Origin of the sequence: Microcystis sp. M015S2 (assembly GCF_020245945.1) — a bacterium.
In the GTDB taxonomy this organism is placed as follows: domain Bacteria; phylum Cyanobacteriota; class Cyanobacteriia; order Cyanobacteriales; family Microcystaceae; genus Microcystis.
This window is the reverse complement of sequence record NZ_JADBTX010000092.1, coordinates 1-17,441: the sequence shown is the minus strand read 5'-3', so window position 1 is coordinate 17,441 and position 17,441 is coordinate 1. Positions and strand designations below refer to the sequence as shown.

Here is a 17,441-nt window from a genome sequence, read left to right as displayed (position 1 = left end):
GTAGCAATTTCTACCAAAAGTCAGAATAAAATTCGTTATTGTCATAAAGTCATGAGGGAATGTAATTAAAACGAGAAAGAATGCGGATCGAGCAATTGCAAGCCTTTTTAGCCGTAGCCGATACGGGCAATTTCGGTCAAGCCGCCCGCCAGTGTGGAGTCACCCAATCGACTATCAGCCGCCAGATTCAATCCCTAGAAACCGATTTGGGCTTACCTCTTTTCCATCGTACCGCCCAGGCGAAGTTAACCATTGCTGGGGAGAAATTACTGCCCCGGGCGAAACGGATTTGTCAAGAGTGGACGAATGTTCACGAGGAAATCACCGACCTACAGGCAGGAAAACAGCCAGAATTGTGCGTGGCGGCGATTCATTCCGTGTGCGCCCATTATTTACCGCCGATTTTGCCGAAATTTTGTGCTGAATACCCGGAAGTTCAGTTAAGAGTGACAGCACTAGGCAGCGATCGCGCCTTAAAAGTGCTGCGGGATGGTTTAGTAGATGTGGCGTTGGTAATGAATAATCGTTTTCTCACCTCTAGCCCGGAGATGGTGGTCGAGGTATTATACCAAGAAGCGATCGAAATTCTCATGGCCGCTAATCATCCCCTCGCCCAATACAAAGAAGTGCCATGGTCAGAATTAATCCCCTATCCGCAAGTGGTTTTCAAAGATGGCTACGGAATGCAAAGATTAGTACAAGAATGGTTTTCCCGTCAGGATGCCCACCTGAAAACTGTCATGGAATTAAACACCCTCGATGCTTTTCGCGGTGTGGTGCGTCAGGGTAATATTATCGCTCTTCTGCCCCAATCTGCCCTGATGGAAGCGCGTAGCGATGCTACCCTCGCCATTCGTCCTCTTGCTTCCCCTAGTGGCGAAAATCCCCATTTTAACAATGGTAAATTTAGTCATCGTCTCACCCGTCAGGTAGTCCTCGTCACCACTAGCGATCGCCTACAGATACCACCGATCGCTCATTTCTGTCAATTAGTGCGGCAAATGAATCAAAGTGTGGTTAAAAGCCTAGAAAACCACCACGTCCAGCCGTAGCAATCCCCGTCAATCCCATTTACTCTTTATTTTCTTCCTTGAGATGAGTGATACTTTTCGAGAATTATTAAAAGTGATCGGTAGTGGCACCCATACGGGCAGAAATTTAACCCGTCCCGAAGCGGCGATGGCCACCAAGATGATGTTAACCCAAGAGGCAACCCCGGCCCAAATCGGTGCTTTTATGATTGCCCATCGCATTAAACGCCCGACCAGCGATGAGTTAGCGGGAATGCTTGATGCCTACGCCGAGCTTGGCCCGCAAATAACCCTAGAATCAGCCTCTTTTCAGCATCCGATCACTATTTTTGGCAATCCCTACGATGGACGTTCTCGCACTGCCCCGGTTACTCCGATCACTACTTTAATCTTAGCGGCGGCGGGGGTTCCTGTAGTCCTGCACGGGGGCGATCGAATGCCGACTAAATACGGTATTTCTCTCAGGGAAATCTGGCAGCAATTAGGAGCAGATTTTAGCCAATTATCCTTAGCAGCAGTGAAAGACTGTTTAATCACCACGGGATTGACTTTTTTCTATATTCCGCGCCATTTTCCCCTAGTAGAGAATCTTGTTACTTATCGGGAGCAAATCGGTAAACGTCCTCCCATGGCCACGGTAGAGTTAATCTGGTCGCCTTTTGTCGGTAATATTCATCAAATATCGGGTTTTGTTCACCCCCCCACCGAAGATCGTTTTCGCGAAACTTTTGCCCTGAGAAATATCTCTCACTTCACCACCGTGAAAGGATTAGAGGGGAGTTGTGATTTAGCCTGTAATCGGACGGCGATTATTGGTCTGGGAAATCCCACCGATCCCCCTTCCTTTCAGCGATTTTTCCTAAATCCTCGCGATTATGGCTTCTGTCCTTCGGATTATCCCCTCGAATCTTTAGAGATGCTCACCCCTAAATTAAAGGGTTTATTAGCTGGAGAAAATAATGAATTAACCGATGCGGCAATTTTTAACGGTGGTTTTTATCTTTGGCGCTGTGGAATTGCCCCAGATATCCCCACGGGTTTCCAACAAGCACAAAAATGTTTACAGTCGGGAAAAGCTCTGGTTAAACTAGAACAAATCTGTAATTATCTGGAAAATCAGGAATAGATAGGAATAGGGCTGTAGGGGAAATTACTTCTAAATCAATCATTAATTCGAGAAGTTGTACTAAGAAGGTAAACCCCAGACTTGGTATAACTTCTAGGTTTAAAGATAAATACTTTTGAGAAAAAAATTTTCCCGACTGCATCATTTCCTCGCTCAAGTGGGAAAGCTATGACTAAGGTGAACGATTTAGAAGTTTCTAATTCCTATCACAGTCGCCCCTAGAGAAGCCGCCATGTCTGCAATTAATCCCTCGACGCTCGAAACTGAATTTATCTCTCCCTCTTTTTCTGTCCTAAAATTGAAGGAAAACTCGATCGACCTAGATGAAGATTTTCTCGGCAGTGATTTAGAAGATGATTTAGTATCTAGTCCCGAAAAAAGCTACAGCAACGGCACAACTACTGATTTAGTGCGTTTGTACCTACAGGATATTGGCAGAGTGCCTCTACTCAAACAGGACGAGGAAGTTGAACAAGCGCAACAGGTGCAGCGTCATCTGTCTTTACTGAAATTATGCGCCACTGCCGTTCAACAAGGTGATGCACAAGTACAGCAATTTGTCAAGTTAATGGAGGTTCGCGATCGGCTGACCGCTCAATTGGCCCATCGTCCCGCCCTAGAACGTTGGGCAAAAACCGCCCAAATCACCGTGTCTGAGTTAAAAAATGCTTTAAAAGCAGGAAAACAGCGTTGGGCGCACCTAGCGGGCTTAGAAGTGGGGAAATTAGAAGAAATTATTACCCTTGGTACCCGTGCCAAAGAACAGATGATCAAGGCCAATTTACGTCTAGTGGTGTCGGTGGCCAAAAAATATCAGAATCGCGGTTTAGAATTATTGGATTTGATTCAAGAGGGAACCCTGGGTTTAGAACGGGCCGTCAAGAAATTTGATCCCAGCAAAGGCTATCGTTTTAGTACCTATGCCTACTGGTGGATCCGTCAAGGAATGACGAGAGCGGTCGCAACGCGCTCGCTACGCGAGATCGCAACTCAAAGCCGGATTATTCGCTTACCGCTTCATATTACCGAAAAACTCAACAGAATTAAGAAGGCACAACGGAAAATCTCGCAAATGCGCGGTCGCACTGCGACCCTAGAGGAAATTGCCCAAGAGTTAGCTCTGACCCCTGAAGCGGTGCGGGAAGTGTTGATGAACGTGCCGCGTTCGGTTTCCTTGGAAATTAAGGTAGGTAAGGAAAAAGATACGGAATTATTAGACCTTTTGGAAACCGAAGAACTGTCTTCAGAAAATCATCTTGTCTATGAATCTTTGCAAAGAGATATGGGAGAATTATTGGCAGATTTAACCGCTCGCGAACGAGAGGTGATTGAATTGCGCTATGGTTTTCTCGATGGTAAATCCTATTCTTTAGGTGATATCAGTCGCACTTTGGCATTATCCCGGGAAAGGGTGCGACAAATTGAGTTGAAAGCTTTGCAAAAATTGCGTCAACCCCAGCGACGTAACCGAATTCGCGATTATTTTGAAGCGTTGAGTTAGTTAGATCACCAACAGAAGAACCCTACTAGGGAGTTAAATGCCCCCTAATAATCGGCCATTTGGTAGCGGCATAAATCCAACCGATGCCCAAAATGCCGATGTCTGGTTAATATGTCCAATTTTGTTTCGTCTGTAGGGTGTAGGTTCCGTCGCGCACATTGACCCGATGGGGGATCAGCTTCAGGTCTCGGAAGATATGAGCTTGGTGTTGTAGGGCCACCAGAGAGCGATCATCGATCGGGATAATGGCACGTTCAGAGGCCCGTTGTTCGAGATTAGTCACGATCGCTGGATCGATCTCGTGGTGAGCTGCCAAGCGTCTCGTCGCCTCTAACTCCTGTTGTTTCGCCCAGGCACCCGCCTCGTTCACCTCTTCTAAAATCACCTTCAGTACATCGGGATAATCGCGTACCAATTCGGGAACCGCATAATAATAGGTCGGCACTTCTAGAGAGGCGTTTTCCCCGAAGATGCTCTCTAGATCGGCCAACGATCTTCCCGGATAGGTGCGCGTCTCCGTGGGGGAATAGGGAACCCAGACCACCCAAGCGTCGATCTCACCGCGACGAAAAAGCACCAGTGCTTCCGGTTGAGTCGCATACACCGGTTCGATATCGCTTAATTCTAGATTCACTCTCATCAGTGCGCGGATGAGGACGTAATGGGCGCTCGAACCTCGATCGAAGGCGATTCTTTTGCCTTTTAAATCCGCCAAGGTCTGTATTGGCGAATCCTCAGGCACGAGAATCGCCTGACCTTTCGGGGCGGTATATTTTTCCTTGGCTACCCGGACGAAGACGTGTTCGGCTGCTTGCGAGAAAATACTCGCCGTACCGCCACCACCGCAGAAGTCGATCGTTCCGTTGCTCAAGGCCTCGATCAGAGAGGAAGCGGCCAGAAAACTCGTCCACGTTACCGTCACCCCAAAGGGTTTTAAGCGTCTTTCCAGAAAGGCCTGGGCGCGGAGAACTTCCAGATTAGTCATGCCCTCGGGATAGCCGATCTTGAGGGTTCCTAACCGCCGCGCTTGTTTGGCGAGAGGAGTGATATCGGAGGGGGTTGAGCGCTTGAACCAGCGATCAATCGCGATACAGAAGAGAATTCCAGCGATAAATAATCCCACGGTTTCCAATAGCCGGGGAGTGGTATTCCGGGGGAATTTAAAGCTATCGACGAGGTTCAGAATCAGGTTATCGGATCGAGAATTTTGACCGACGGCGATCGTGTCGGAAAATCCAGCCAGGAGAAAGCTCCCCACCAGGCTGGTCACAAAAAGCACTGCGGGAAGAACTGCCCGGCAATTTCGCCACGGTTTCCAGAGACACTTGATCGAACGGTGGAGCATGGGATTTCTCGCAGAAAACAAGATTTATTATCGGTAAAGGAGACAAGAGGGAAGGGTTTACAAACTCCCTCGGCATAGCTGCCATTAGTTTTATCTACATACTATAGAAACCCACGACTCCTCGATTGTGTAACAAAGTACATTTATAAATGTATTGAAAATGATATAGTTTTAAAATGAAATTGCGCCCGCATTTGAGAGATCGAGGTAGTATGGATGGATTGGTTGATCGAAATCGTCAAAATCGCGGTGGCCACCGGCATAGCCACCACCTTCGACGACAATATTTATCTAACCGGCTTCTTTAGCGAGGTAAATCGTACCTTTCGCCCGGTTCACGTTGTCGTCGGCGAGCTAGTCGGGTTTACGGCCTTAGTATCGGTGAGCTTGCTGGGTTTTCTGCTCGGCTTAATCATCCCGCCGATTTATATCGGTCTTCTCGGAATCTTGCCAATCCTCATCGGTGTGAGAAATTTACTGACGTTAAATCGCGATAACGAGAGGGAAACCGCAGATCGCAAGGTGAATTTGCGAAGAAACGCCCGATTTCACGGATTCGCCTCCCGCAGACTATCCCTCGGTCAAGTCTTCAGCGATCGCCAAACCTATAAAGTTTCCGCGGTCACGATATCCAATGGCGGCAATAATCTCGGTATCTATATTCCCCTATTCGCCAATAGTACCGTGGCGCAGTTAGCCGTAATCATCCCGATCTGCTATCTAATCGTCTGTACTTGGTTATTTCTCTCCTATAATCTAACCCGCCAACCGGGGATCGCGGTTGTCCTCAGCCGTTATGCGAGTAAGCTTTTCCCTTTTGTGCTGATGTGGTTGGGCCTACGGATTATTCTCGATAACGGCTCCTATCGCCTGTTGATTCCCATCGGGTAAATTAGGCCCCCGTAAAAATCGCCAATCTCCGGCTCCCACGGGAGTCAGAACTCAGGAAGAGAGAAGAAAAAATTAGTTGGTTTAGAGCAACCTTATCGAGAAAATCCCGATGAATGTATCATTGTTGCCAATTCGATCGCTGTTTCGTCCCTTTCGTTCCTTATCGGGGAGGAGTTTTCTTTTCTTCCTGTTAGTGGGACTGTTGGCAAGTCTCGCCCTCGCCTCCTGCGGGGGAATCGGCTCAAAACCGGAGGTGAAACTGAATCTCGTTTCCTTCTCGGTCACGAAAGCCGCCCACGACCAGATTATCCCGAAATTCGTCGAGAAATGGCGGAAAGAGCATAACCAAAAAGTCATTTTCCAGCGGAGTTACGGCGGTTCCCTGGCCCAGGCCGATGACGTGATCGCCGGGAAACAAGAGGCGGACGTGGTACATCTGGCCCTTCCCCTCGACGTGATGCGGATATCTCAAGCCGGCCTGATTAATCGCGGTTGGGAAGATCGGGTGCCGCGGCGGGGGGTGGTGAGTCACTCGGTGGCGGCGATCGTGACGCGGGCGGGAAATCCGAAAAAGATTCAATCTTGGGCGGATCTGGCTAGAGAGGACGTTACGGTTCTATCCGCCGATCCGAAAACTTCCGGGATCGCTATTTGGCAGTTATTAGCCCTCTGGGGTTCGGTGACGCAAACGGGGGGCGAACCGCAACAGGCATGGGATTTTGTCCGCCGGATCTATCAAAAGATTCCCACCCTAGCTAGGGACGCACGGGAAGCCAGCAATGCCTTTTTCCAAGAGGGAAAGGGCGATGTTTTAGTCACCTACGAAAACGAGGTAATTCTAGCGGCAAGAAATCAACCCGATACCAGTTACTTAGTCCCCCCGGTCAATATCTCGATCGATAATCCCGTGGCGGTGGTGGATAGAAATGTCGATAAACACGGCACGCGAGAGGTGGCCGAGGCATTTGTGAATTTCCTCTATTCCGAGCCGGCACAACAGGAATTGGCCAAATTAGGCTATCGATCGGTCAATCCCTTCGTGGCCAAGGATGAAGGATTACAATTCCCGCCGATCGAAACTCTTTTCAACGCCCAAGATCTCGGGGGTTGGACGTTGATCGAAAAGGAATTTCTGGCCAATAACGGCATCTTCGAGCAGATTAAAAACCAGTCGGCTTCCTAACATTTTTCCCGCTTTAATCTATGAAATTCTCTCATTGTTTTTTCCTAATCTCCCTTCTGATGGCCAGTAATTTGATCGCCGGTTGCGGTCGCCCGGCCGACTCGGCCGAGAAAGAAGCGCCAGTCTCGATCGACGGTGGTGCGGTGGGTTTCGCCCTCTCCCTCGCCGTTGCCGAAGAATATCAGAGAATCCATCCCGAAGCGCGGGTTAGCGTCGCCACCAGTGGAACCGGGGGCGGTTTTAGTAAGTTCTGCGCCGGAAATCTCGACATTGCCGGGGCATCGCGGGTGATCCGGAAAGAAGAGATCGAGAAATGTCGGGAAAACGGCGTGGAATTTCTGGAATTACCGATGGCGATCGACGGATTGGCGGTGATCGTCAATAAAAAAAATCAATTCGCCAAGTGTTTAACGATTAAAGAACTCGATCAAATGTGGAACACGAAAGCGGAGGGTAGGATTACCAGTTGGAAACAGATTAATCCCAAATTTCCCGACGAGAGATTATTACTTTTCGCCCCGCCTTCCGATACGGGAACCTTCGATTATTTCACCCAAGCGATCACGGGAAAACGGAGAAATAGCCGTACCGATTTCACCCCGAACCGCAATCAAAACGCGCTCGTGCAGGGGGTGATCGGCAATCCATCCGCGCTTGCGTATTTAGGCATCTCTTTCTATATGCAGAACCAAGATCGATTGAACTTGGTGGCGATCGAAAATAATGAAGGAAAATGCGTCAAACCGGTCCCCATCGATAACGTTCTCCGCAATGTCTATAATCCCCTTTCCCGTCCCCTGTTTATCTACGTCAACAAGAATAATTTAAAAACGAATCCATCCCTGGAAAAATTCGTGCGCTTCTATTTAGAAAATTCCTGGAAATGGGTCGATGGCGTGGGTTACGTCGCTTTACCTGATGAGGCCTACGTCAAAACCCTGCGGAAATTCGAGCGCGGGGAAACGGGATCGAAATTCGGCAAAGCTAAACCGGGAGAACCGATCACGAACTTTATCTAAAAAAGGAATTTTGTTAAACCATGACCTTAACCCCGAGTTCTTTCGATAATTCTTTTTTCGCGGCAGATAATTCACTCCTCAAGCACCCCGGCGACGATATTCAAGAGAAGATAATCGCGCTGATTCTCTTCGCTTGCGCTTTCGTTTCCGTGGCGACGACAATCGGCATCGTGGCGATTATTTTTAGTGAAACCTGGGGATTTTTTCAAGAGGTATCTTTCGCCCAATTCTTTCTCGATACCCGTTGGACTCCACTGTTCGCCACCCCTCATTTCGGTATCTGGCCGCTAATTAACGGGACATTTTTAACCACAGCCATCGCTATGTCCGTCGCGGTTCCTTTAGGCCTATCTTCCGCGATCTACCTCGCCGAATACGCGAAACCGAACCTAGCGGCGATTTTACGCCCTGCGGTGGAACTTCTCGCCGGGATTCCCACGGTGGTGTACGGGTACTTCGCCCTACTCGTTGTCACGCCCACTTTGCGGAATCTTTTCCCCGTCGAGATTTTTAACGCCCTCAGCGCCGGGTTAATGATGGGGATGATGATCACTCCCACGGTGGGATCGATTAGTTTAGACGCGATCCGAGCGGTTCCCAGTTCCCTGCGCGAGGGTTCCTACGCCCTAGGAATTACCAAGCTGGAAACGATTTTTAAAGTGGTTCTCCCCGCCGCCCTCTCCGGGATCATGGCCTCGATTATTCTGGGAATGTCCCGGGCGGTGGGGGAAACGATGACGGTGTTGATCGCCGCCGGCTCGCAACCCCGGCTTACCCTCAATCCCTTCGAGTCGATCGCCACGATGACCGCTTTTATGGCCGAGATTTCCGGGGGAGATGCGCCCCGGGGCAGTCTCAGTTTTAAAACCCTCTACGCGGTCGGCGCGCTGCTTTTTCTGATCACGCTGGTGCTGAATCTAGCCAGTTACTGGATATCCCACCGTTTTAAAGAAAAATACGATTGATTTCCCATGGTTAAATCCTCTGTCAAATCCGATACCGTTGAATTTATCGACCATCTCGAACGCCGCGAGGCGATCGGCAAATTCTGCGAGTATCTTTTCCTCTTCGGTTTACTGATCGGTTTGTTCGTTCTGGCGCTGTTGGTGTTGAATATCGCCCACGATGGACTGGGACGACTCTTAACCCCCGGATTCCTCACGGAAACGCCTTCCCGTTTCCCGGAAAGGGGCGGTATCCGTCCAGCGATCATCGGTAGTTTCTATCTGGGAATTATCGTGCTTCTCGTGGCGGTACCGATCGGGGTCGGGTCGGCTTTGTATCTAGAGGAATACGCCCCAAAAACGTGGTGGACGGCACTGATCGAGGTGAATATCGGCAATCTGGCCGGGGTTCCCTCGATCGTCTACGGCTTATTAGGATTAGCGGTTTTTAACTATCTGCTCAATTTTGGCCCGACGCTGATTTCCGGCGCTTTAACCCTTGCGCTTCTCTCGCTGCCGGTGATTATCGTCACGGCGCGGGAGGCGATCCGGGCGGTTCCCGATTCCCTACGCCAAGCCTCCTACGGTCTAGGCAGTACCAAATGGCAGACGATCCAACACCATGTTTTACCCTACGCGGTGCCGGGGATTCTCACGGGGGTGATTATCTCCGTGTCGCGGGCGATCGGAGACGCGGCTTCCTTAATGGTCGTCGGTGCGGTTAGTTTCCTCACTTTCGATCCTGGTTTATTCCAACGCTTTATGGCACTACCGATTCAAATTTTCAGCTATATCACCCGTCCCGAACCCGGTTTCGCCAATGCGGCGGCGGCCGCGATTATCGTTCTGATCCTGTTAATTCTCGCCCTCAACGCCATCGCCATCTATCTACGTCAACGTTATTCGACACCGAATTAGGGAAGGCAGCGGGCAAGGGGATACATAACCTTCCCTACTCCTGCACTCCCCACTTTTCCAGTACGGGAGGGTTTGCAAACCCGCCCCTCTAAAAAAACCATCGATCTTTAATAAACGATCAGGAGAATTTTTGCCATGACTACCCACCTTAACCCAGATCACAGTGTTTTCGACGCAGAAGGGGTCAAAGTTTTTTATAACGGGTTTCTCGCTCTTCTGGACGTTCATATTAAAATTCCTGCGCGAAAAATCATCGCCTTTATCGGCCCGTCCGGTTGCGGGAAAAGTACCCTTTTGCGCTGCTTTAACCGAATGAATGATCTGATCCCCGGCGCCAAGGTGGAGGGAAAACTACTTTACCGAAATCAGAATATTTACGATTCGCAGGTCAATGCGGTCAAGTTAAGGCGACAGGTGGGGATGGTTTTCCAACGTCCCAACCCTTTTCCCAAGAGCATTTACGAGAATATCGCCTACGCGCCCCGAACCAACGGTTATCAGGGAAATCTTGATGAATTGGTCGAGTATTCCCTGCGGCAGGCGGCGATCTGGGAGGAAGTAAAGGACAAACTGAAAGAAAAAGGAACGGCACTATCGGGGGGACAACAACAGCGTCTCTGTATCGCCCGTGCAATCGCGATGAAGCCAGATGTTTTATTGATGGATGAACCCTGTTCGGCCCTCGATCCCATCTCTACCCGTCAGGTGGAGGAATTGTGCCTACAACTGAAGGAAAGTTACACGATCATTACCGTCACCCACAATATGCAGCAGGCATCGCGGATCGCCGACTGGACGGCATTTTTTAACACCGAAACCGATCCCTCCGGGAAACGCCGGGGAAAATTAGTCGAATTTAGCCCCACGGAAGTTATGTTCGGCAATCCGCAAACCGACGAGGCCCGGGAGTATATTACCGGGCGATTTGGGTAATCGAAACAGAAAAAAGTCGATAGTCTGTTTTTCAAAACCGTGCGCGGTTTTATGCCGAGACACCCATTGCTATGAATAGAAAGGACTGGATTTTCGCTATTTTGTTGGTTTTTGTCCCGATCTCGATCGCCTGGAATTTCCTCCATTGGGACGTGACGATCATTTTCCTGAGCGCCTGTCTGGCGATCGTTCCCCTGGCCGCTTACATGGGAAAAGCGACCGAGGAAATCGCCGTCGTGGTCGGTCCCAATCTCGGCGGTTTACTGAACGCCACCTTCGGCAACGCTACCGAATTAATTCTCGCCTACGCCGCCCTCGAAGAAGGTTTGATCGAGGTGGTGAAAGCGACGATTACCGGTTCGATTATCGGGAATCTGCTGCTGGTAACGGGCTTGTCGATGTTTTTCGGCGGTTTACGCTATAAAGAACAGAAATTCCAGCCCGTGACCGCCCGTTTAAATTCCTCGTCGATGAATCTCGCCGTCGCGGCGATCCTCCTACCCACGACCGTTCAATACACTTCCGCCGCAATCCAGGAGAGCGTCCTACAGCGTCTCTCGGTAACGGTGGCGGCGGTATTAATTTTTGTGTATTGCCTGAGTCTGCTGTTTTCGATGAAGACCCATACCTATCTTTACGAGGTGGGGGACGCAGATCTCGATCAAGAGTCGGGGGAAGCGGTAAGCGTAAAAAAGCCGAATCTCTGGCTCTGGGTGGGGATATTACTGCTGGTGACCATCGGGGTGGCGGTCGAATCGGAATTATTAGTTAATACCCTAGAGGAAGCCACGCATAAATTAGGATTAACGACCCTTTTCACGGGGGTGATCCTGCTGCCAATTATCGGCAACGCGGCCGAACACGCCACCGCGGTTAGGGTCGCCTTAAAAGACAAAATGGATCTGGCGGTTTCCGTGACGGTGGGTTCGAGTCTGCAAATCGCACTTTTTGTCGCACCCGTCCTCGTGATTGCGGGTTATTTCCTCGGTCAGCCGATGGCTCTCGATTTCGATCCGTTTGAATTGGTCGCCGTCGCCGTCGCCGTCTGGCTGACTAACTCGATCAGTAACGACGGTCGCTCGAACTGGTTAGAGGGTATATTACTCGTCGCCACCTACGCAGTGATCACCCTTGCTTTCTTTTTCCATCCCGCACTGGGATAAAGCGATCGGTCGTGCGAAATACAGTTTCTCGATCGGGATAGGTAGTAAAATTTTCCTGTTCTGGAACCTTTGAAGGAAAAGCCGAACAAGGTTTAACGAACGGACGAACCCGACGGCCATCTTAAGGAAAAAAACCATGATCGAGATTGTGATCGCGATGTCCACCGGTGTAGCGGCATTCGTCGCCACCAACCTCGACGATATATTGATCCTGACGATTCTCTTCAGCCAAACGGGGAAACTTTTCCGTCGTCGCGATATCGTGATCGGTCAGTATATCGGCTTTAGTCTGCTGGTTATTGCCAGTTTAGCGGGATTTTTCGGGTGCTTTCTTATCCCTACTCCATGGATCCGCTATCTAGGCCTCGTTCCTGTGATTCTCGGCATCGTTTCCCTTCTCAAAGAAGAGGAGGAGGAGGAAGCGCCGGAGAATGTCGAAGTGAACCTGGAGGGTGCGAAACATTCCCCCTTCGGCGTAGCTCAGGGTAAACCCTTCGGTGGTTGGTTTGACTCGCGCACCTATAGCGTGGCTGCGTTAACCGTTGCTAACGGCAGCGATAATATCGGCATTTATATTCCCCTGTTCGCCAGTAGTAGCGTAATAAGTCTGATCGTTATCGTCAGCGTGTTTTTGATTCTGGTGGGGGTTTGGTGTGCGATTGCCTACGGGTTGACCAGCGTGCCGACCATTGCCACTATCCTAACCAGTCAGGGAAGTACCTTCGTTCCTTGTGTCCTGATCAGTTTAGGGATTTTTATCGTCAAAGAAAGTATTTCCCTCGCATTTTTGGCCTTAGCAATTAGCTATCTCTGGGCGATCGCCAGTCGCGGTCAGGGACTGGCAAAAAAATAAAGTAGCGTTTATTTACTAGGCAGAATTATCACATCTCAAGGGGTGATTCCCAGTGGGGGGTAGGGTTAGGAGATTTTGACTCACTGAGAACAACGATTTGATGAGTTGCATTCCTGCCGTTTTTGACGCTCTGCTAAGATTGTTGGTAAATTCGGTCTTCCGGTTAAGGTTAATCGCCAAGAAGCCCAAATTTCATAGATAATATCCACTAGAAACCCAATAACTGGCCATTTGGTAGCGGCATAAATCCAACCAATGCCCAAAATATCATAGACTTGGCGAAACACTTCCACATTTTGGAGTATAGTACCATCGGCTAGTACAGCGTGGATTCGTCCCATGGCTGCCGCGAAGGAAATACCGCCATTTTCCTCTGGATTATAGTTTTCGGCGGCAATATCGACAAAAGCAACTAATCCTCTCCCAGCATCCCGTTTTTGCAGAAAATTGACCTCGCGCAAGCAGAGGGGACATTCTCCATCGTAGAGAAGTTTAATTTTCCAAGAGGGCGATCGAGTAGAATTTTCTAAGGTATCAGCAGATGGAGTCGGTAAAGATGACATGATCTTCTAGGGATTCTCTTTTCAGTGATCGGTAATTAGTGAGGGGTTGGGGTGTAGGGAGTGGGGAAGTGGGGAGAATAAATAAAAGCAATCTCCTGACTCCTGATGATTATCTTATGGCAATTCATCAGATTGGATGGGATCACTCTCTATGGGTTCTCGATCGTTGCGTTTTGAGAAACCCCAAGCAAAGAGGATAGCAATTAAACTAATCATAATCCATTCCGGCGGCACAAAATCGGGACTAATCACCCGCAACAGCAATCTTAAACCCACCAAACCGACGGTGACAAAACCAGCATCTTCTAGGTGGGTGTATTCCTCTAACCAGCGAATAAATAAACCCGCCATAAAGCGCAGGGTAACTACTCCGATCGTACCACCAAGCAGGATTAACCAAGTATCATCGGCCACGGCGATGGAGGTGGTGACACTATCGAGGGAAAAAGCTAAATCAGTAACGGCAATTAGGGGGATAGCTTGCCAGAGAGATTGAAACTGGAGACTATGATGGGTGTGATCCTTGTCTTCAGGGGAGGCAAAGTAATTAAAGACTAACCAGAGCAAATATACTGCTCCCAAAAGTTCAAACTGCCAGTATTTAACCACCCAAGTGGCGGTAAGAATCAAGACCATACGGAGAATATAGGCGAAAACTAAGCCAATATTCAAGGCCTGACGTTGACGCTGATGATCTCCTAATCCCTGTGCTATGGAAGCGAGAGCAATGGCGTTATCTGCTGATAATACCGCTTCTAGGGCAATGAGAACCAACAGAATTAACGGGGTTTTTAGACTAAGGGTTAGAGATGAATCAAGGAGCGAGTCTAACATTGAGGCCGCAGGTAAAAATAAATGTAATCATGGCAATACCTCAGCTTAACGCTTTTACAACTTTCTTTTCTAGGGGAGATAACCGTCATCGGGGTGGGGAGATATGAAGTCTTGTAACGAAATGATGCAGAGGACCCCGATGATGTCGGAAAGTATTGGATGAATATCTTTATGAGGAGATAATCAGCAATGCTTTCTGATACTCAAGTTCTAGTCGCTCTGGTAATTGCTTTAATCCCCGGGATTTTGGCTTTTCGTCTAGCGACGGAACTTTATAAGTAAAACCGCTTTCAATAAACCCTGATCCCGTCTGACCTACCTATAGGATAGACCGATTGGGGTTTTTTCAGTGATCAGTCATCAGTTACCAGTTATCAGTGATTGGGTGTAACTTGAAAGTAATTAAGTAGGTAGGCGTTAAAAGTTGTCAGATGCCCCCGCCTATCGGCACCCCCCTTATCAAGGGGGGATTAAAGGCAAAATCCATTTTTAAATTATAACCAGCTACTTAGCCACTTTTCTGACCGATTTTACTTATACTCATAAATCTATGACCGCAGGAACACGAAACCAAACCGACAAAAAACCGAGAAAAAAGCCAAAAAGCGGCAATAAATCCCAAAAATGGCAAGTTATCGAGATTTGGCTGCGAATTATTGCCTATAGCGCTCTTTCGATCACGGCAGTTTTTGCGATCGCTCGTTTGCTACCCTACCAACAGATGCAACAGGCAAAACTGGAAGAAGTGCGTTTGGCAGTCCAAGAAAAGGAGGAACGCGTCAATCAATTACGCGGTCAATTTACTCGCAGCTTCGATCCTAGTCAAGCGCGGCAAGTGATGGGAGAACAAAGTCCCCGACGGGATCCCAATCAAAGACGCATTTTTTGGGTTTCTCAGTAGAATTTATCGAGATAAATTCGTTTTTGAGCAGATTATTTGAGTATTTTGCCGATGCTGGTTGTTCACAACGAAAAAATTCTCGATTTCATTAAATATCGCTACTCTCTGGAGGATATCCAGAGATTATCTGCCTTTTTGTCGGAAAATGATGTCTTGAGATTTCCCCAGCTAGAAAATGGCTTATTTCCAGCAGCATTAGTCAGTAATGAGACAGAATACACGGGTTATGCCAATGTTTGGCTGAGGGATAACGTTTATCTGGCTTATTCTCACTATATTATCGGACAGACAGCGATCGCTGTCAAGAATATTCAGACTTTGATGAACTATTTTCAAAAGTTCCAAAGGCGTTTTATTAATATTATCCAAGGTCGGGTTAATCCTGAAAAGATCAGCGAACGTCCTCATATTCGTTTTGAGGGACGTACACTAACGGAAATTGACCAAGTTTGGCAACACGCACAAAATGATGCCCTTGGCTATTTTCTCTGGTTTTATTGTCGTTTAGCACGGGAAAAATATATTCAGCTTTCCCCCCATTGTTTAGAAACAATTGCCCTATTCCCCTTATATTTTCAAGCGATTAGTTATTGGCAGGATGAAGATAGCGGTCACTGGGAAGAAACCCGCAAAATAGAAGCATCTAGCATCGGCGTTGTCGTAGCGGGATTACGCGAATTAAAAAGGTTATTAATCGAGACAGAGATAAATCTCACAGCCGAAAATCGCAGGATTACACCAGCATTTTTAGCGGACTTAATTGAGATAGGAGAACAGGCTTTATACCGTATTTTACCAGCCGAGTGTCTTCTACCAGTAGCGCAGGCGAGAAGTTATGATGCAGCCCTACTTTTTTTGATTTATCCCCTACAAGTGGTGGAGACAAATATCGCCGATCAAATTCTTAATAATGTTATCGTTCACCTTCAGGGAGATTACGGTATTCGTCGCTATTTAGGTGATTCTTTTTGGTGTCGAGACTATCGCTTAATTCCCCCAGAAATCCGCACCACCGTATCGACAGAAAGAGAAGGTTGGTTACAGGAACAAGGGAGAGGATTAAACCTAGGCCAAGAAGCACAATGGTGTATTTTTGATCCGATTATTTCTGCCATTTTTGCCCTTAAATTCCAAAGTACAGGTCAGGAAAAATATCTCAACCTACAAACCCATTACTTCAATCGTTCTCTCGGACAAATTACAGGTAATGATTCCCCCGTCGGTGAGTTTAAATGTCCCGAATTATACTATCTAGAACAGGGAAAGTATATTCCTAATGATGCCACTCCTCTCCTTTGGACACAGGCTAATTTACAAATCGCATTAGAACTAATTAAGAAAAGTTTAAGCCAATAGTGTAATTCTATTTGACCAGATAAAATTACAACTATATATAAATTCAGGATTTAAAAAATGCCTAATAACAACAATCAACCCGATATCAATAAAGCGATCGATGTGTGTATGGAGGAGTATAAAACCCTGAGAACGGAAATTTTACAAACCGTGCAAAATCGCAGTAATGTTATTGTCTTTGGGGGTGGTTTAGTTTTGACTTTACTGGGAATTGGGATCAGTCCCATCGCTAATCTTCCCATCATGAAAGAGACAACAACTATTACTAGAATACCCACAAATACAACTACAATAGAAACGACAAAAGGAGAAAAAAAAACGACAAAAGGAGAAACAACACAAACGACAATATCTCATCCAAAAGGGGATAGTAGTCACGAAATTAAACCAAAAAATTCAAAGCCAACTTCCTCGACGTTAGTTATTAAAGAAAAAGACACGGCAACAGAAACAATATCTCCACAAAAATATGGTATTCCAATTGAACGGCGAATTCCTTCAGCAATTATTCTGGGAATAATGGTTCCCGCCTCTTGTGGATTGATCATCTTTCTTGTCAATGCAAGTAATCATCAGGTCGTTAGAATTGGTAGATATATTGCCACTAATATTGAGCCTAAAATCAATGATTTATACTTTAATAATTTACCCGTTGCTCAGAAGCCAATTGTTTGGGAAACCTATATGCAAACTTTACGATTTGGACCAGAAGAGGGTACTTGGATTAAAAGTGTTTTTGGTCTGAGAGGGGGACAAGCGAGCTAGAAGGTAGATAGGGCAAGCGATATCGCTCTTTGTCCTTTGATGTAATCCTTCAACCGATAGCGGCTAATTTGCATTAGCTCTTCTATATTTTTTTGGAACATTTGATGTAGCCCGA

The 17,441-nt window shown here is 47.7% G+C and carries 18 protein-coding genes; 15 read left to right on the top strand and 3 right to left on the bottom strand.

Translation table 11 applies throughout. The annotated features are described in order from the left end of the window. Nucleotides 1–80: 80 nt before the first annotated feature. The 3 genes from IM473_RS16525 (at nucleotide 81) to sigC (ending at nucleotide 3,658) form a co-directional block, all read left to right on the top strand. Nucleotides 81–1,052, top strand: a complete 972-nt coding sequence (locus tag IM473_RS16525; protein WP_287660461.1) for a LysR family transcriptional regulator — start codon at nucleotides 81–83, stop codon at nucleotides 1,050–1,052. Nucleotides 1,053–1,095: 43 nt separating this feature from the next. Next, a complete protein-coding gene (locus tag IM473_RS16520; RefSeq protein WP_287660460.1) occupies nucleotides 1,096–2,157 on the top strand; it encodes an anthranilate phosphoribosyltransferase family protein in 1,062 nt (353 codons plus the stop codon). A 232-nt stretch (nucleotides 2,158–2,389) separates the two neighbouring features. Next, nucleotides 2,390–3,658, top strand: a complete 1,269-nt coding sequence (sigC, locus tag IM473_RS16515; protein ID WP_287660459.1) for an RNA polymerase sigma factor SigC — start codon at nucleotides 2,390–2,392, stop codon at nucleotides 3,656–3,658. 106 nt (nucleotides 3,659–3,764) lie between these two features. Here the strand turns inward: sigC and IM473_RS16510 are convergent, their stop codons facing one another. After that, nucleotides 3,765–5,003 carry a sulfonate ABC transporter substrate-binding protein gene (locus tag IM473_RS16510; RefSeq protein WP_287660458.1) on the bottom strand — a complete coding sequence of 413 codons (1,239 nt, stop codon included), beginning with the start codon at nucleotides 5,001–5,003 and terminating at the stop codon, nucleotides 3,765–3,767. A gap of 216 nt (nucleotides 5,004–5,219) precedes the next feature. On the opposite strand from IM473_RS16510, the gene IM473_RS16505 reads away from it, so the two are divergent. The 8 genes from IM473_RS16505 (at nucleotide 5,220) to IM473_RS16470 (ending at nucleotide 12,907) form a co-directional block, all read left to right on the top strand. Beyond that, entirely contained in the window at nucleotides 5,220–5,894 is a 675-nt protein-coding gene (locus IM473_RS16505; RefSeq protein WP_002763668.1) for a cadmium resistance transporter, read from the top strand. Between the two features lie 109 nt (nucleotides 5,895–6,003). Beyond that, nucleotides 6,004–7,077, top strand: a complete 1,074-nt coding sequence (locus IM473_RS16500; RefSeq protein ID WP_287660457.1) for a sulfate ABC transporter substrate-binding protein — start codon at nucleotides 6,004–6,006, stop codon at nucleotides 7,075–7,077. 20 nt (nucleotides 7,078–7,097) lie between these two features. Continuing rightward, nucleotides 7,098–8,096 (top strand): PstS family phosphate ABC transporter substrate-binding protein, encoded by a 999-nt coding sequence (locus IM473_RS16495; protein WP_287660456.1) that lies wholly within the window; start codon nucleotides 7,098–7,100, stop codon nucleotides 8,094–8,096. Nucleotides 8,097–8,116: 20 nt separating this feature from the next. Then, nucleotides 8,117–9,061, top strand: a complete 945-nt coding sequence (gene pstC / locus IM473_RS16490) for a phosphate ABC transporter permease subunit PstC (RefSeq protein WP_287660455.1) — start codon at nucleotides 8,117–8,119, stop codon at nucleotides 9,059–9,061. 6 nt (nucleotides 9,062–9,067) lie between these two features. Next, nucleotides 9,068–9,958, top strand: a complete 891-nt coding sequence (gene pstA / locus IM473_RS16485; RefSeq protein ID WP_004163295.1) for a phosphate ABC transporter permease PstA — start codon at nucleotides 9,068–9,070, stop codon at nucleotides 9,956–9,958. Between the two features lie 135 nt (nucleotides 9,959–10,093). Next, nucleotides 10,094–10,891: a phosphate ABC transporter ATP-binding protein PstB gene (gene pstB, locus IM473_RS16480; RefSeq protein WP_016516758.1), complete on the top strand. Its 798-nt coding sequence runs from the start codon at nucleotides 10,094–10,096 to the stop codon at nucleotides 10,889–10,891. A gap of 71 nt (nucleotides 10,892–10,962) precedes the next feature. Continuing rightward, the gene (cax, locus tag IM473_RS16475; RefSeq protein ID WP_287660454.1) at nucleotides 10,963–12,054 is read left to right on the top strand and encodes a calcium/proton exchanger; all 1,092 of its coding nucleotides are present in this window, start codon (nucleotides 10,963–10,965) and stop codon (nucleotides 12,052–12,054) included. Nucleotides 12,055–12,190: 136 nt separating this feature from the next. Beyond that, the gene (locus tag IM473_RS16470; RefSeq protein WP_287660453.1) at nucleotides 12,191–12,907 is read left to right on the top strand and encodes a cadmium resistance transporter; all 717 of its coding nucleotides are present in this window, start codon (nucleotides 12,191–12,193) and stop codon (nucleotides 12,905–12,907) included. Between the two features lie 80 nt (nucleotides 12,908–12,987). Here the strand turns inward: IM473_RS16470 and IM473_RS16465 are convergent, their stop codons facing one another. Then, nucleotides 12,988–13,470 (bottom strand): thiol-disulfide oxidoreductase DCC family protein, encoded by a 483-nt coding sequence (locus tag IM473_RS16465; RefSeq protein WP_287660452.1) that lies wholly within the window; start codon nucleotides 13,468–13,470, stop codon nucleotides 12,988–12,990. A gap of 114 nt (nucleotides 13,471–13,584) precedes the next feature. Then, nucleotides 13,585–14,304: a TerC family protein gene (locus IM473_RS16460; protein ID WP_287660451.1), complete on the bottom strand. Its 720-nt coding sequence runs from the start codon at nucleotides 14,302–14,304 to the stop codon at nucleotides 13,585–13,587. 189 nt (nucleotides 14,305–14,493) lie between these two features. Here IM473_RS16460 and psaM point away from each other — a divergent pair, with 189 nt between their 5' ends. From psaM to IM473_RS16440, 4 genes are all read left to right on the top strand, one after another. Further along, nucleotides 14,494–14,586, top strand: a complete 93-nt coding sequence (gene psaM / locus IM473_RS16455; protein WP_012264462.1) for a photosystem I reaction center subunit XII — start codon at nucleotides 14,494–14,496, stop codon at nucleotides 14,584–14,586. A gap of 268 nt (nucleotides 14,587–14,854) precedes the next feature. Further along, entirely contained in the window at nucleotides 14,855–15,205 is a 351-nt protein-coding gene (locus IM473_RS16450; protein ID WP_287660450.1) for a slr1601 family putative cell division protein, read from the top strand. Nucleotides 15,206–15,256: 51 nt separating this feature from the next. Next, nucleotides 15,257–16,561 carry a glycoside hydrolase family 15 protein gene (locus tag IM473_RS16445; protein WP_287660449.1) on the top strand — a complete coding sequence of 435 codons (1,305 nt, stop codon included), beginning with the start codon at nucleotides 15,257–15,259 and terminating at the stop codon, nucleotides 16,559–16,561. Nucleotides 16,562–16,618: 57 nt separating this feature from the next. After that, nucleotides 16,619–17,326 carry a hypothetical protein gene (locus tag IM473_RS16440; RefSeq protein WP_287660448.1) on the top strand — a complete coding sequence of 236 codons (708 nt, stop codon included), beginning with the start codon at nucleotides 16,619–16,621 and terminating at the stop codon, nucleotides 17,324–17,326. Nucleotides 17,327–17,441 lie beyond the last annotated feature (115 nt).

Bases quoted from the DNA above. Each gene is read 5' to 3' on its own strand.
- IM473_RS16460 (WP_287660451.1), bottom strand. From the start codon at position 14,304: ATGTTAGACTCGCTCCTTGATTCATCTCTAACCCTTAGTCTAAAAACC.
- IM473_RS16520 (WP_287660460.1), top strand. From the start codon at position 1,096: ATGAGTGATACTTTTCGAGAATTATTAAAAGTGATCGGTAGTGGCACC.
- IM473_RS16470 (WP_287660453.1), top strand. From the start codon at position 12,191: ATGATCGAGATTGTGATCGCGATGTCCACCGGTGTAGCGGCATTCGTC.
- IM473_RS16500 (WP_287660457.1), top strand. From the start codon at position 6,004: ATGAATGTATCATTGTTGCCAATTCGATCGCTGTTTCGTCCCTTTCGT.
- IM473_RS16525 (WP_287660461.1), top strand. From the start codon at position 81: ATGCGGATCGAGCAATTGCAAGCCTTTTTAGCCGTAGCCGATACGGGC.
- cax (WP_287660454.1), top strand. From the start codon at position 10,963: ATGAATAGAAAGGACTGGATTTTCGCTATTTTGTTGGTTTTTGTCCCG.
- IM473_RS16445 (WP_287660449.1), top strand. From the start codon at position 15,257: ATGCTGGTTGTTCACAACGAAAAAATTCTCGATTTCATTAAATATCGC.
- IM473_RS16450 (WP_287660450.1), top strand. From the start codon at position 14,855: ATGACCGCAGGAACACGAAACCAAACCGACAAAAAACCGAGAAAAAAG.
- psaM (WP_012264462.1), top strand. From the start codon at position 14,494: ATGCTTTCTGATACTCAAGTTCTAGTCGCTCTGGTAATTGCTTTAATC.
- pstA (WP_004163295.1), top strand. From the start codon at position 9,068: ATGGTTAAATCCTCTGTCAAATCCGATACCGTTGAATTTATCGACCAT.
- IM473_RS16465 (WP_287660452.1), bottom strand. From the start codon at position 13,470: ATGTCATCTTTACCGACTCCATCTGCTGATACCTTAGAAAATTCTACT.
- pstC (WP_287660455.1), top strand. From the start codon at position 8,117: ATGACCTTAACCCCGAGTTCTTTCGATAATTCTTTTTTCGCGGCAGAT.
- IM473_RS16510 (WP_287660458.1), bottom strand. From the start codon at position 5,003: ATGCTCCACCGTTCGATCAAGTGTCTCTGGAAACCGTGGCGAAATTGC.
- IM473_RS16495 (WP_287660456.1), top strand. From the start codon at position 7,098: ATGAAATTCTCTCATTGTTTTTTCCTAATCTCCCTTCTGATGGCCAGT.
- IM473_RS16440 (WP_287660448.1), top strand. From the start codon at position 16,619: ATGCCTAATAACAACAATCAACCCGATATCAATAAAGCGATCGATGTG.
- sigC (WP_287660459.1), top strand. From the start codon at position 2,390: ATGTCTGCAATTAATCCCTCGACGCTCGAAACTGAATTTATCTCTCCC.
- pstB (WP_016516758.1), top strand. From the start codon at position 10,094: ATGACTACCCACCTTAACCCAGATCACAGTGTTTTCGACGCAGAAGGG.
- IM473_RS16505 (WP_002763668.1), top strand. From the start codon at position 5,220: ATGGATTGGTTGATCGAAATCGTCAAAATCGCGGTGGCCACCGGCATA.